The following is a 14,909-nucleotide window of genomic DNA, read 5'->3' as shown; positions in this document are numbered from 1 at the left end:
TGGATGAGGTATAAAAAAGGAGGCTGAGCCAAAAATGAATTTTGACACAGCCCCTTTTTGAGAAGGGAGGAAATAAAAAGCGAATACCGATAAGTTTTTGCATTTTGGAAAATGAACGGATAAAAAAGTACAGAGCTGTTTCGAGATATTGAAACAGCTCTGTACCTGTTAAAATGTAAATATGTTTGATATAGGATTAGATGTTGAGTTTAATCCCTGCATAGTATGATCTTGGCAAAGCCGGACCATAGATATAACCGCTATCTCTAAAGCCAAATACATCAAAATCACATTGGAAGGCATTCAATATATTATTTACCCCGATGTAAAGTTGAAGGTTAGCCAAGGCAAAGATTGAGAAATCATATGATACTCTTGCGCCAAGATCAAAGAATGATTTTGTCTTCTCAAGTCTGTCCCATCTTGGTGCACTTTCTTCTGATCTTGTATCAGGGCGCTTGTTTTCTCTGATTAGGGCAATATCCGTTGTTGCTGCCGCACGTCCTACTTCTATAGCGTGAGGCACGTACATCTGTCCTGTATAGTTGCCGGTGAGGGAAATATTGAGAGTCTTGACAGGATTATATCCGATGGTGAAGTATCCATAGACGTTTGGTGTGCGTAAGAATTCCTTTGTGTTGAGTCCGATCTGGATATACTCTCCATTTTCGTTTTGATTGAATCCCTCTAAAGCCTCCGGACCGTTGTTTATGTTCGTATCTATGTCTTTGAAATTCTCTTCAGTTTCGTCTTTTTCAAGACTACGGTTACCCCATTCCTGTTCAGTTTCCCACTGACTTTTTGCCAATGTAAGTCCTCCTTGTACAGACAGATTTCTCCATGCTACTTTAGCCTCTAGATTGATACCACGGACGTTGGCATCTGAACCATTAACTCTCTTGAAAAATGTAATACCATGCTGATTATCGATCTCCTCATTATTGAATGCTCCGACAAGTTTTGTATAAAACCCTTCGACGAGCAGGTTGGCTTTCGCTTCTCCTATTCTGAAATACATATCTGAGCTGAGACTGAAGCTGTGGCTATATTCAGGGTTGAGATCTTCAGCATTGTTGACTCTCTGAGCTTCTCCATTGACGACTCCCACATGAAGGTCTTCATCGAAAACTTGAGGAGCACGGAAGCCCTTGGCATAAGTCGCTCTGAAGTTAAACATCTCGTTGGGGTTGTACCTCAATGTGGCACGAGGGCTGAGGATGGGTTTGATACCTCCACTTTTTGTTTTTACTACAGAATTTTCGTCAAGACGTGCTCCGAGTAGGAAGGTAAACATGTCGTTTTTCCATTCGATTTGCCCCATCTGACTCCATACATGTATTTTCTGATCGATAGGGGGGAATAGCAATTCGTCCTTCCCTTCAACCTTTTCAAATTGGCGGAGAGGCATGATGTCATATAAGCTGTCGTAGTTGTATTCTGCTCCCAATAGGATCTGAGCCGGCATCAAGAGGAGGTGGTCAAAATCATACGAATATTGTACTCCCGCAAGGTATGTACGACCTTTAGTATCTCCGAAGTTGATCCCAAATTCCTGATCTTTGGTGCCAAGATTTTTCAGTGCAGCATCTCCTACACCTCCGTAGTAGCTGTCTCTATCTACGAGTTGACCTGAAGCATATACTTGAAGGTGGTGTTTTGTGTTTTCGGAGAAGTGGTCATACTTGATATTTCCACTATATATATTGTGATTGGTACTTTCGGCTACAGATGCTGCTTGGACAGGAAGATCTAGTCTGTCTCCACCGCGTCGGAACTCTTGTATGGCATGCACCTCTGCAGTGATGCGATCTTGACCCGTAAGACGGAAATATGTACGAGTGCCTAACGCACGACTTGATATCTTCCCTATTTCGCTAAATCCATCGTTGTTGGCATCCCACTCATTGCGATTGCGTGTCTGCCCAAAGATCATTGCTCCTATACGGCTGTCAGCTCCGATGACTGAAGCATTGAATCCGAGAGTGTTGTCAGCTTTTTTTCCTCCGGTCATAGTGATGTTTTGGTGATATGAAAAGCTGTTTTGCGTGGGATCTTTGGTAATGATGTTGATGACTCCGGCAATAGCACTCGATCCGTAGAGTGCAGAACCTCCTCCTCTGACGACTTCTACCCGATCTATCATATTGGCAGGCAATTGTTCAAGCCCATAAACTCCTGCAAGTGAGCTGAATACTGCTCTACTGTCGATCAAAATTTGAGAGAATCTCCCATCAAGACCATTGATGCGTACTTGATTGAATCCACAGTTTTGGCAGTTGTTTTCAACGCGAATACCGGGTTGAAAAGTAAGACCTTGAGCCAAGTTTACAGCGTTGGTTACATTAAATATTTTATCATCAATTACACTCACGAGAGTTGGTGCATATTTACGGAGTGTAGCCTGACGATTAGAAGAAACCACAAGTTCGTCAAGATTCATGACATCTTCTTCTGCATAGAAATTGACCTCAATGGTCTTGCCTTTTTCGATGGTGATCACCCTCTCTTGGCTCAAGAAGCCGACTCCCTGCATCCGTACCGTTACAGTCCCGAGTTTGAGGTGTCTGAGATAAAAGTGTCCGGATCTGTCGGTTGTCGTTGCATAGCTGGTCCCCTTTATACTGATAGAGATCCCGGGGATATGTTCGCCGGTTATCTTATCAAGCACATGACCCACTATGTTTGCGTCTGTTACAGGTTTTTGGACCTTTGGGGTTGGAGAGTCTGCTTTGCTCAAGGTTGGTGACATGATTCCAAATCCCAAAGTTGCAGCAAGCACCAGTAGATAATGTGTCTTCATAACAATGACTTGTACATAGTTTAGTTAATACTTAAGTTTAGTAAATAATATAGCGCGTAAAATTATAGTTTATGCTCGAATATATGTGTTAAACTCTCGTCTGTTTCAGTAAAAATACCTACTTCTTGGTATCTCCCTGTGCGTTAAATTTATTGAATTTATTTGTTAATCCCTGTGTTATAAGCTTTCCATAAAAATGTTATGGTGCTTTCTGCAGATATATGTTTCTGAGACAGATGCTTTCGTCTCTAATGTTTTTATCCGTTATAGTTGGTTTTATAGAAAAAAGAATTATCTTTGGGCGAAGGAGTTACATATTTATGATGGCTTATGTATTACATACAGTCTGATACGTCATATTTGCGTAATACTCTACTCCTTTGTATATCAATGAATTAATCAAAGAGTGTACACTTGTCTCAATTTGTGTATGCACGTATTAACAACAAAATCGGAGATTACTATGGCAAATTACAAAATCGAAGAGATTGAAGGTATTGGTCCAGTTTTAGGAAAAAAGTTTAGGGCAGCAGGCATCACATCAACAGATGCTCTGTTGAAGGCTTGTACCACGAAAAAAAATCGTAAGGAGTTAGCTGAGAAGGTTGGGATCAATGAAGCACAAGTGCTGAAGTTTGCCAATCAGGTTGACTTGTTCAGGATTAAAGGAGTTGGATCTGAGTATGCAGAACTGCTCGAGGCTGCAGGAGTCGACACTGTGAAGGAACTTGCACAGAGAAAACCGGAAAATCTCTGCGAAAAGATGGCTGAAGTCAACGAAAAGAAGAAACTTGTACGTAGAGTGCCACCGCTCAAGTCTGTCCAAAATTGGATTGAACAAGCAAAGACTCTTCCAAGAGCTCTTGAATATTAGTCGATGTAAGGTGAGCGAGTATGTGAAAATTTTACTCGCTCATTTTGTCTTGATATTGCTCTTTAATTCTCACTTTTCAAGCAGGACTAAGCGTTGCGTATGCTCTGATTTTGAGAGTGAAACGCTCAAAAATCAGAGTTTTTATTCTACATAAATAAAAAAGTCTCTCAATTGTGATAAAAAAATAGCATAAAGTCTTGACATATAAATAAAAACGATTATATTTGGGGTACTGAAAATGTAAAAGGCTTTTTTTGCACACTTAGAAAAGTTTTATTATACCTTAAACATTTAAAATATTTTAGAATGAACAAGACGGAATTTATCTCAGCAGTTGCTGAAAAGGCTGGTGTAACAAAGGTTGACACCAAGGCGGTTGTAGATGCAATGGTATCTGTTGTTGCGGAACAAATGAAGAAAGGGGAGAAGATCGCTATCTTAGGCTTTGGTACGTTCTCTGTTGCTGAGAGAGCTAAAAGAGAAGGCTTTAACCCAAGGACTAAGGAAAAAATTAAAATTCCTGCAAGAAAGGTTGTTAAGTTTAAACCTGGCTCAGACCTTGATATCACAAAGAAGAAGTAATATTACTGTGATAGTCTTAGGTGCGCTTGATTCTTTGATCCATTTAAGGTTTCTTGCGCATAGATATTTAAAAGAGGGTTGCCTTAGTGATCAGGAGTATCACTGAGGCAACTTTTTAATTGTAAATTTGATGCGTAAGCTCTCTCCGGTCACCAAATAATTAGTTATATTTGTGTGAAAGTAACAGCCGCTGAGTAGTAAATCTAAGTGCGACTATTGTTAAACGTTTTTAATGTCACTCTATATGATAAGTTATAAGGATTTAGGGTTGGTCAATACCCGAGAAATGTTTAAAAAGGCAATGGCTGGTAAGTATGCTATTCCCGCATTTAATTTTAATAATCTCGAGCAAATGCAGGCCATCATACAAGCTGTCGTAGAGACTAACTCTCCCGTGATCCTGCAGGTGTCGAGTGGGGCACGCAAGTATGCGAACCAGACACTTCTCCGTTATATGGCTCAAGGGGCAGTAGAGTATGCAAAGGAACTCGGGTGCCCTAATCCACAAATATCTCTCCACCTTGATCACGGGGATACTTTTGAGTTGTGTAAGAGTTGTATTGATATGGGATTTTCATCTGTAATGATTGATGGTTCTCATCTTCCATACGAGGAAAACATTCGATTGACCAAGCAAGTGGTTGAGTATGCTCATCAGTTTGATGTGACCGTAGAGGGCGAACTTGGTGTTCTAGCAGGAGTCGAAGATGATGTGGTCGCAGAGTCTCATACATATACTCGCCCTGAAGAAGTTGTTGATTTTGTGACTCGTACAGGAGTAGACTCTCTTGCGATCTCTATAGGTACATCTCATGGTGCCAATAAGTTTACCCCAGAGCAATGTACACGTAACGAGAATGGACAGCTTATCCCTCCACCCCTCAGATTCGATATTCTTGAAGAAATAGAGAAAAGAATCCCTGGATTTCCCATTGTTCTTCATGGTTCTTCTTCTGTACCTCAAGATAAAGTAGATACTATTAACCAGTATGGCGGAAAGCTAAAAGATGCCATAGGTATTCCTGAGGATCAGTTGCGTAGAGCTGCAAGCTCTGCTGTATGTAAGATTAACATCGACTCTGATGGACGCCTTGCGATGACTGCAGCTGTGCGTAAAGTGTTCCATGACAGTCCGGCAGAGTTTGACCCGAGAAAGTATTTGGGACCGGCTCGAGATAGTCTTAAGGAATTGTACAAGCACAAAGTCAATAACGTATTGGGGTCTAATAATAAAATCTGATCAGGATTGAAGTACAATAATAGAAAGACTTTTGTTGTATCGAGGGAGAGTCTTATTGTACTAGGATAACTTTGAGGTGCTGTTCTAAATGGGGTGTATCGATAAGGTATATTGTTCCTTCTCGGTACACCTCGTTTATCGGGCCTGAGTCGAATTAATAAAGATGTATGTCTAAAAATAAGCTAGAGAAGTTTGCAGAGATGGCTGCCTTACCGAATGTCATGGAGTTCCCTTTTGCAGTATTGCAGAAGGCAGAGTTTCCTTTTAAAGGCAAGTGGCATTCAGAAGTTTTCAAAAATGATAATCCTATAGTGATAGAACTTGGTTGCGGGCGAGGTGAATACACTGTCGGATTGGGAAGACGATATCCTGATAAAAACTTTATAGGGATTGATATAAAGGGTAACCGGATGTGGACAGGAGCAACAATGGCATATCGTGATGAAATGCAAAATGTAATGTTTTTACGCACCCATATTGAACAACTCATGGATTTCTTTTCCTGTGGAGAGGTTGCTGAGATTTGGATTACTTTTCCGGATCCTCAAATGAAAAAGGCGCGAAAGCGGTTGACTTCAGCACGGTTTCTGAAGATGTATAAGAGGATTTTGTGCTCTGATGGGATATTGCATCTAAAAACAGATAGTCCGTTTTTATATACATTTACCAAACTGCAGGCAGAGCAGAACAAGCTCCAACTTATTGAAGATATGCAAGATATCCACAACTCAGCGGAGGAAGAGTCTGTACTTCGCAACATCCGCACCTATTATGAGTCTCAGTGGTTATCCAGAGGACTCAAGATCAATTACCTATGTATGAAGTTGGATAATTTATCAGACGATGCAACAGACCCTGACATTGAGATCGAGCATGACTCTTACCGTAGTTATGGTCGGCAAAAACGGGGCGAAATAAACATACGATAAGGGTTGTCGGTTATTACTCTGTGAACTCAACTATACAACTTACATAAAAACATGTCATTAAAATTATATCCTAAACTTATTCTTGATACGCTTGAAAATGTGCGATATCCCGGAACTTCACAAGATATCGTAACGGCAGGAATGGTCGAAGATGATATACGTATCGACGGTAACAAAGTCTCATTTTCTATAAGATTTCCTAAGCATAATGACCCTTTTGCGAAATCGGTAATTAAGGCAGCGGAAAGTACACTCGAGACGTTTATCAGTCCTGACATAGAGATCAAAGGTAATATTCAGGCACTTTTTCCAGAACCTAAAGCTCCTGAAAAAGCTCCTATATTGCCGGATGTGAAAAACATAATAGCTGTATCTTCAGGCAAGGGTGGGGTAGGAAAAAGTACTGTTACTGCTAATTTGGCAGTTGCTCTCGCTATGCAAGGCTACAAAGTCGGCTTGCTTGATGCGGATATCTTTGGTCCCTCTGTCCCCAAAATGTTTAGATGTGAAGATGCTCGACCATTGCTTGCTGATGTAGATGGACGCGAACTAATCGAACCTGTCGAAAGGTATGGAGTGAAACTTCTTTCTATTGGCTTTTTTGTCAATCCTGAAGATCCCATACTTTGGCGTGGAGCAATGGCAACAAACGCATTGTCTCAATTAATCACACATGGGAATTGGGGGGAGTTAGATTTTCTGCTTCTTGACCTGCCTCCCGGTACAAGTGATATCCACTTGACTCTTATCCAGACTCTTGGCATCACAGGAGCTGTGATCGTTACCACTCCTCAGGAGGTAGCTCTTGCGGATGCTCGTAAAGGGGTAAATATGTTTTTGGATCCCAAGGTTAATGTTCCTGTGCTAGGTGTTGTAGAGAACATGGCATGGTTCACTCCGGCTGAACTGCCTGAAAATAAATATTATATTTTCGGAAAGGATGGGGGTAAACGTTTGGCAGAGGAAATGAACACATTCTTACTGGCTCAGATACCTCTCGTACAGAGTGTACGTGAAGCCGGGGATAGTGGTGAACCTATTGCCCACAACCTCGAAACCATCATGGGCCTTGCCTTTCATCAACTTGCCAATAATGTTGTAGAACGTACAAGCGTGAGAAACCAAACAATAGCACCTACTCAGAAGGTAGAAGTCACACATAAGTAACATAAATATATAGCTATGGTTCAGACAAAAGCCCTCCACCGACTTGGGAGTGTAGTAAGAGGTGTCAACCCTTCCGTACTACTTTTTATCTCAGCTATTATTGCGATTATATTTGCAAACAGCCCACTGAGAGACATATATTTTAGCTTTCTAGACTCTCCGGTCAATGTCACCATAGGAAGCTACAACCTCTTCTCTCATCATGGGCATGCGATGTCTCTCCAAGACTTTGTAAATGATGCTTTGATGGCAATCTTCTTTTTTGTCATCGGATTAGAGATAAAGAAAGAGATAATGATAGGGGAACTTTCCTCTATGCGTAAGGCACTGCTGCCCATTATTGCCGCTATTGGCGGTATGGTTGTACCTGTACTTTTTTTCCTTCTCGTCTCTCACGAGTCTCCCGCGATGAGGGGAGCGGCGATACCGATGGCTACAGACATCGCCTTTGCCTTGGCTGTATTGTCTCTTCTTGGTAAGCGAGTACCCATAGCATTGAAGATTTTCTTGACTGCTCTTGCTGTTGTCGATGATATCGGGGGGATCTTGGTCATTGCGATTTTCTATACTTCTCATATCGCATGGACTCCACTCTTGCTGGGTTTGGGCTTATTGGTCCTTTGCTACTTTCTTGGACGAAAAGGACTCGACAAAGCCTATATATACTACTTAATTGGATTTTTTGTATGGACATTATTTCTAAGTTCAGGGGTCCATACAACGATATCCGGGGTATTGCTTGCTCTAACTATTCCGGCAAAAGCTACGGTGAAACTTCCCGATTTGATGGCAAGTATGAAGTATATGGTATCAAAGTTTGAACCTACTTATGAGGGAGATACAACCAATTCGGATTTCATATCTCATGGTAAGTTGATAGCTCTCCGTAAAATGGAAAAGAGGGTTGAACGTACAATAAGTCCGGTACAATTCATGGAACATGACTTGCATCCTATCGTAAACTATTTTATCCTGCCATTATTTGCCTTTGTAAACTCCGGTGTGACCTTTGGTGGTATTACTCTCGGAGAGCTTGCAGGTGTCCCCTTAGCTGTTTTTCTTGGGCTATTTTTTGGTAAGATGATTGGGGTCTTTGGCTTTACCTATATCTTCTTACGCTTAGGTGTTGTCCGTTTGCCTGCAGGAGTTACGAGAAACAATCTTTTTGGGGTTTCCATCTTTGGAGGCATAGGCTTTACTGTCTCTCTTTTCATTGCCAACCTATCTTATGGTCCGTTGGGAGAAATCGGAGCTGCACTGCTCAATCAAGCCAAGATTGGAGTCTTCGTCGGAACATTTGTCTCAGGTGTTTTTGGTTATTTCTACCTATCCAAAGTCCTGAAGAAAGAGGAAAGGATCCGTAGTACACACCTTAAGTACTGATTTTATAGCATATTTATATAAACTCAGGAGTTTCATGTAGCATGAAGCTCCTGAGTTTTTCGTATTATCTGTATACATTAAACTATTTTGTCTTCCATTTTCTAAAGCTCGGGAAAAGAATGTACATCTCAAGAAATGGATGTGCGTACTTTGATGAATACGTATGCTTACCTTAGTCTATCAATTTAGGCTACCTTTCAACTCCTCAAAGGATCAGACATTAAAATACCTATAAAAAAGAGTAACTTTGCTTTGTCTCATTTGTTATTACATAAGGATAACTAAAGCAATACATGAGTTTTTATGATAATAATATTTATACTTTTCCTTGTTTTAATAATATATATAGTTGTCAAGAATTACTCCTTCCTCAAGGGATTATATACCGCCATCAAGGCTCAAAAGGAATTTAGTCGGAGGTTCCAAGAGCAACAAGATGCTTATCAGAGTAAAAATCGGGAAAACTCTTCCCCACAGTCCTCTGTAGATAAGATCCGTGATGCAAATATGGACTTGAATGGAGGAGAGTATATAGACTATGAGGATGTAAGGGAGGATAAGTGATATGAAAACAAAAGGCATATACAATATCACAGGCATGGCGTGTGCGGGTTGTGTAGCTCACGTGCAGGATACTATTGCAAAACTCAATGGTTTGATAAGTGTTGAAGTTGCTCTGGTAGAGGGTCGTGCTGTGATCGAGTATGATCCGGATTTGATAACTCCTGAAGAGATAAAATTTACGGTAGATGCTATGGGATACCGTCTCCTTCTCGGAGACCCCAAGGAAAGAGAGTGTGAGCAGCGCAACTTAGAAAAAAAGAGGTTGTCATCTATTCGTAACAAGCTGATTATTGCAATACTCATGGCTGTTGTGATGATGATCTCCGGGATGTGGCATGAAGCGATAGGCCTGATTCACCATGATGCCCAAATAGTTCAAGCAATCGCTGCGACCGTTGTGTACTTTTTCTGTGCATGGGATTATCATGTACGCACACTAAAGCTCCTGAGATTCTTTTCGTTCACAATGGATACTCTGATTTCTATGAGCATCACGGTGGCTTACTTATTTAGCATGTTCAGACTTTTTTTCATCACTGATGAGACTATGTCTTCAGTTTTCAGACATTCTTACTTTGATGTTGTGGGGATGATTATGTCTTTCGTACTGCTCGGGAAATTTATAGAGGAAAATGCAAAAAAACGTACAACAGACTCTCTTCGCAGATTGATTGACTTGACACCGCAAACCGCAATGGTAAAGAATGCTTTGGGTGAATACGAAGAGCGAGCCATAGATGAGATCAAGATTGGTGATCATGTCTTGATAAGAAAAGGAGACAGGGTTCCCGTGGATGGGTTGTTGATCGGAACCGGTTCCTTCGATGAGAGTAGCATCACCGGAGAGTCTCTGCCCGTAGAGCGTGGTGAAAACGATCTCGTACTGTCAGGCTCTGTCTCCGTGGGAACCCCTGTGGTATTGGTCGCTCACAAAGTTGGAGCAGACACTGTACTTTCCAGGATCATAGAAACAGTTAGGCAGGCTCAAGCATCCAAAGCTCCGATACAGAGGATTGCAGATAAAATATCCGGGATATTTGTCCCTGTCATACTGACTCTTTCTCTAGTTACATTTCTCCTATGGGGATTTTTAGGGTCTGAAGACGCATGGATACACGGGTTGTATTTTGGGATTAGCACCCTCGTTATTGCTTGCCCATGTGCTTTGGGACTTGCTACTCCTACTGCTATAACCGTGGGAGTGGGGGCTGCCTCAGAGAAAGGGATACTCATCCGTGATGCAGTCGCTCTTGAGCTGTTAGGCAAAGTTACAGATATTGTTTTTGACAAGACCGGAACCCTCACAAGCGGGATTCCGATGGTTTCATCTGCACTTTGGATGGTAGAGACGGATGAATACAAGTCTCTACTTGTTTCTGCAGAAAAATACTCCTCTCACCCACTGTCCGGAGCATTGATACGGATATACGGCAAGTATCAGAGGGATCACGATATCTCTGACTTTAAGGAAGCCTCCGGCAAGGGTATTTCATTCACACATAAGGATGAAGCATATTGTATCGGCAATAAAGCCCTAGTCGGAGACTTTACCTACAGAGCACACGAAGGAGCTACTATCACGGACTTTGAAGATAGACACTCTTCATCTACCTTGATCTATTATACACGAAGCAACAAGCTCCTGGCCATCTTTGCTCTTGAGGATGAAGTTCTGAGCGATGCCAAGATCACTGTCGCAACTTTGAGGAAGGAGGGGGTGAGAGTACACATTTTATCCGGGGACAGAGATGAGCGGGTTGTCAAGGTCGCTAAACAACTGGAAGTCGATAGCTTCAGGGGAGGAGTGATGCCTGAGGATAAAAAGGGATATATAGATGAACTTCGGCAGAACAACGGAGGGGTAGTTGCAATGATAGGAGACGGTATCAATGACTCTCCAGCCCTTGCGAGCGCAGATGTCAGTATCGCAATCGCCACAGGAGCAGATATCGCAATGGACATTGCAATGGTTACGATAATGGGTAAGTCTGTGGATCCTATAGTCCAAGCTCTACATCTGTCTCGTCGAACATCAAGAATCATCAAGCAAAACTTCTTTTGGGCATTTTTCTATAATTTGATAGCTGTGCCTATTGCAGCAGGATTATTTTATCCGGCTGTATTTATTTCTCCTATGTGGGCTGCTGGGGCTATGGCTGCGAGTTCGATATGTGTGGTTTTGAATAGTTTGCGTATCAAGAAATAATACTATGGAATTCTCAAAAGTCTACAAGTGGGTAATCTCCCTATTTATACTGCTTCTCATTGTTTTTTCAGGAGCTTATTATGGATATTATCGCCTTGCAAAAGCCTCAAATTTCAATATAGACGGGGCTGAAAGCATACGCTTAAATGTATATCCTGGAGAGGATTGGCATACAGTCCTCGAGAGGGTTGGGGGGCTTACTACCATACGTTATCGGGGAGATTTAGATAAACTGGCAACTTATGGAAGGACAGAGCCCAAGTTTGGTTCATATTTGATTGCACCCAACTCTACAACTCTCAGTTTATATCGAGTCATCTCTAAAGGAAGAGAAAATCCTATAAGACTGAGATTTAATTCAGTTCGGACGCCCGATGAGCTTTATGAGGTTATTGGGAAGCAGCTGATGATAGGAGTAGATAGCGTGCGATTGGCCATGACTGACACTGTTTTATTGGCGCAAGAGGGGATAGGGGATAGCATATTTGCTTATCACGCTATTCCTAATACTTATGAAGTATATTGGTCTATTTCTTCAGACAAACTTGTCAGGCGCTTGTGCAAAGAGTCAAAAAGTTTTTGGAGTGAGGGTCGTCAAGAAAAGGCTCGAGCAATAGGGATTTCTCCATACGAAGTAAGTATACTTGCTTCAATAGTACAAGAGGAGTCTGCAAAAATAGATGAGTATGATGATATTGCCGGACTCTATCTCAATAGATTACGGCTAGGTATGCCATTACAAGCAGACCCGACAGTCAAGTATGCTGTCGGAGACTTTACACTGAAGAGGATTTTGCACGTTCATCTCAAGACAGAGTCTCCATATAATACTTACCTCGTGACAGGGCTTCCTCCAACGCCGATAAGGATACCTTCTATACAGGCAATCGATGGTGTCCTCAATGCGACGGAACACAAATTCCTCTACATGTGTGCTAAGGAGGATTTCTCAGGGTACCACAACTTTGCAGTATCATATGATGAGCATCTTGCCAATGCCAAAAGGTATACTGCAGCTCTTAATGCTCGTGGAATAAGATAAACTTATGGAACAAAACAGAACTACTATAAAAGAGGTAATAAAGTATCTTGATCAAGAGATCCCTCGATCTTTACAGGAAAGCTATGATAACTGTGGCTTACAAGTAGAGTCTCTCACCGAAGAACTGACGGGAGTGCTACTTGCCGTGGATATAACCGAGGATGTGATACAGGAGGCTATAGATACAAAATGTAATCTTATCGTTACTCATCATCCTCTTCTTTTTAAGGGACTCAAGCAGATTTCTCGGCGGACATACATTGAACGAGCTGTGCGTAAGGCAATCAAACACGACATAGCCATCTACTCTGCTCATACCAACTTAGATAACCTGAGAGGGGGAGTGAACTACCACTGGGCGGATATGATGGGGCTACAGAATTGTAAAGCGATTATGCCCCTCGAACAATCCATGTTTAAGTTGGTCATTTACAGTCCTATTTCACATGCGGATAGTATCCGAACTGTTCTTAGAGATAATGCTATAGGAATACAAGGCGATTATGATGGCTGTTCCTTCACGGTGAAAGGTGAAGGCCGTTTCAGAGCTTTAGATGGAGCTTCTCCTCATGTCGGAAATGTCGGAGAGTGGCATACCGAGCCAGAAGAAGCCATATACACAATGTGTCACAAGCATGATCTATCCAAGGCTATGAGTCTTATCAAAAGTGTACATCCTTATGAGGAGCCGGTTATAGATGTAATCCCGATGCATCATAATGACCCTGCGTTTGGGGCTGGCATTATTGGAGATCTTCCTCAGCCAGTATCAGTCCCTGAACTTTTTGAGAAGATAAAAGCTTTGTTGCCGGTGCATGTCATTGCGCATAGTAAGATATTAAAAGAGAATGTCAAACGTATAGCTTATTGTGGGGGCAGTGGAGCTTTTCTTCGTCGTGCGGCAGCGGCTTCCGGTGCCGATATATTCATCACCGGTGAAGCCAAATATAATGACTATTATGATGCCGTGGATGATGTTACTTTAGCGACTATTGGGCATTATGAGTCGGAAGAATTGACAAAGTCATTATTAGGTGATATATTGTGCAGAAAAATACCTAAATTTGTAGTCCGGTATTCTGCGCGATGTGCAAATCCAATACAGTATTTCCGATAAGATAATAGTAAGATATATATAGCATGGCTAAGAAAAAAGCAGAAACAAAGGAGTTTACGGTGGAAGAGAAACTTGAGGCTCTCTATAAACTACAGACTGTCGTCTCTGAAATTGATCGCATCCGTACGATAAGAGGGGAGTTGCCTATTGAAGTCCAAGAACTCGAAGATGAGATCGAAGGACGTAAGACAAGAAAAGCAAAATATACTGCCGAGATAGAGCAGTTGAATAGGTACATCTCAGATCGTAAGCATATGATTTCCCAATCACAGGAACTCATCGAGAAGTACACTAAACAATTGGACGAAGTGCGCAACAATAGGGAATATGATGCTTTAACTAAGGAAATAGAGTATCAGAACCTTGAGATCCAGTTTTCAGAGAAGAAGATTAATGAAGATCAGGCTTCGATAGCTCAGATTACAGAGACCCTTGCTCGTCTTGATGAGGAAACTGAAGGCCGTCAGCTCGATTTGGATCAGAAGAGAAAGGAACTTGAGGAAATTATCTCTGAGACTAAGCAAGATGAAGAACGCTTGCGCATGGAAGCCAAAGAGATAGAAGATACTATTGAACCTCGTCTTCTTACAGCTTTCAAGCGTACACGTAAAGCTTCTCGTAATGGACTTTCTGTTGTGCGTATCGAACGTGAGGCTTGTGCCGGTTGTTTCAACAAAATTCCGCCTCAAAGACAACTTGATGTTAAACTCCGTAAGAAAATCATCGTATGTGAGTACTGTGGTCGTATCTTGGTAGATCCGGAAATGGCTGAGGTGATAGACAAGGAATCCTCAAGATGGGGGTAATCTCACACTCGGTATAAGGAAATAAAAGAGAATAATAAAAGAATGTGAAGTAGACATTTAGGTTGTTAAATGTTGACTTCACATTCTTTTTGTTTTACCTTTATCTTATCTTGTCGTAAAAAGGGTCGTATCTCTATTCAATATAGATACTGTCCTAAAAAAGTGTGTAAGCCCCATTAGTCCTTAACTTTGAGGTAAG

Annotated in this window: 12 protein-coding genes; 11 read left to right on the top strand and 1 reads right to left on the bottom strand. The window is 41.6% G+C overall.

What is annotated here, in order from left to right; translation table 11 throughout:
• Positions 1–196: 196 nt before the first annotated feature.
• Positions 197–2,800, bottom strand: a complete 2,604-nt coding sequence (locus tag Q4A14_RS07330; RefSeq protein WP_303171076.1) for a TonB-dependent receptor — start codon at positions 2,798–2,800, stop codon at positions 197–199.
• A 463-nt stretch (positions 2,801–3,263) separates the two neighbouring features.
• Here Q4A14_RS07330 and Q4A14_RS07325 point away from each other — a divergent pair, with 463 nt between their 5' ends.
• From Q4A14_RS07325 to Q4A14_RS07275, 11 genes are all read left to right on the top strand, one after another.
• Positions 3,264–3,674, top strand: coding sequence for a DUF4332 domain-containing protein (locus Q4A14_RS07325; protein ID WP_303171075.1), 411 nt, complete (start codon positions 3,264–3,266; stop codon positions 3,672–3,674).
• A 204-nt stretch (positions 3,675–3,878) separates the two neighbouring features.
• Entirely contained in the window at positions 3,879–4,256 is a 378-nt protein-coding gene (locus tag Q4A14_RS07320; RefSeq protein ID WP_368492358.1) for an HU family DNA-binding protein, read from the top strand.
• A 244-nt stretch (positions 4,257–4,500) separates the two neighbouring features.
• Positions 4,501–5,496, top strand: a complete 996-nt coding sequence (locus Q4A14_RS07315; RefSeq protein WP_303171073.1) for a class II fructose-bisphosphate aldolase — start codon at positions 4,501–4,503, stop codon at positions 5,494–5,496.
• A 167-nt stretch (positions 5,497–5,663) separates the two neighbouring features.
• Positions 5,664–6,425, top strand: a complete 762-nt coding sequence (gene trmB, locus Q4A14_RS07310; protein ID WP_303171071.1) for a tRNA (guanosine(46)-N7)-methyltransferase TrmB — start codon at positions 5,664–5,666, stop codon at positions 6,423–6,425.
• Between the two features lie 51 nt (positions 6,426–6,476).
• Positions 6,477–7,592: an Mrp/NBP35 family ATP-binding protein gene (locus tag Q4A14_RS07305; protein ID WP_303171069.1), complete on the top strand. Its 1,116-nt coding sequence runs from the start codon at positions 6,477–6,479 to the stop codon at positions 7,590–7,592.
• A gap of 15 nt (positions 7,593–7,607) precedes the next feature.
• Positions 7,608–8,975 (top strand): Na+/H+ antiporter NhaA, encoded by a 1,368-nt coding sequence (gene nhaA, locus Q4A14_RS07300; protein WP_303171068.1) that lies wholly within the window; start codon positions 7,608–7,610, stop codon positions 8,973–8,975.
• Positions 8,976–9,278: 303 nt separating this feature from the next.
• Complete coding sequence (locus Q4A14_RS07295; RefSeq protein WP_303171066.1) at positions 9,279–9,539, top strand: DUF4834 family protein; 261 nt, start codon at positions 9,279–9,281, stop codon at positions 9,537–9,539.
• 1 nt (position 9,540) lies between these two features.
• Positions 9,541–11,745, top strand: coding sequence for a cation-translocating P-type ATPase (locus Q4A14_RS07290; protein WP_303171064.1), 2,205 nt, complete (start codon positions 9,541–9,543; stop codon positions 11,743–11,745).
• A 4-nt stretch (positions 11,746–11,749) separates the two neighbouring features.
• The gene (gene mltG / locus Q4A14_RS07285) at positions 11,750–12,787 is read left to right on the top strand and encodes an endolytic transglycosylase MltG (protein WP_303171063.1); all 1,038 of its coding nucleotides are present in this window, start codon (positions 11,750–11,752) and stop codon (positions 12,785–12,787) included.
• Between the two features lie 4 nt (positions 12,788–12,791).
• Positions 12,792–13,904: a Nif3-like dinuclear metal center hexameric protein gene (locus Q4A14_RS07280; RefSeq protein ID WP_303171062.1), complete on the top strand. Its 1,113-nt coding sequence runs from the start codon at positions 12,792–12,794 to the stop codon at positions 13,902–13,904.
• Positions 13,905–13,927: 23 nt separating this feature from the next.
• Positions 13,928–14,710 (top strand): zinc ribbon domain-containing protein, encoded by a 783-nt coding sequence (locus Q4A14_RS07275; protein WP_303171060.1) that lies wholly within the window; start codon positions 13,928–13,930, stop codon positions 14,708–14,710.
• The last annotated feature ends 199 nt before the right edge of the window (positions 14,711–14,909 follow it).

It is taken from the genome of Porphyromonas sp. (assembly GCF_030529325.1).
Classification (GTDB): Bacteria; Bacteroidota; Bacteroidia; order Bacteroidales; family Porphyromonadaceae; genus Porphyromonas_A.
This window is presented reverse-complemented; position numbering and strand designations above follow the sequence as displayed.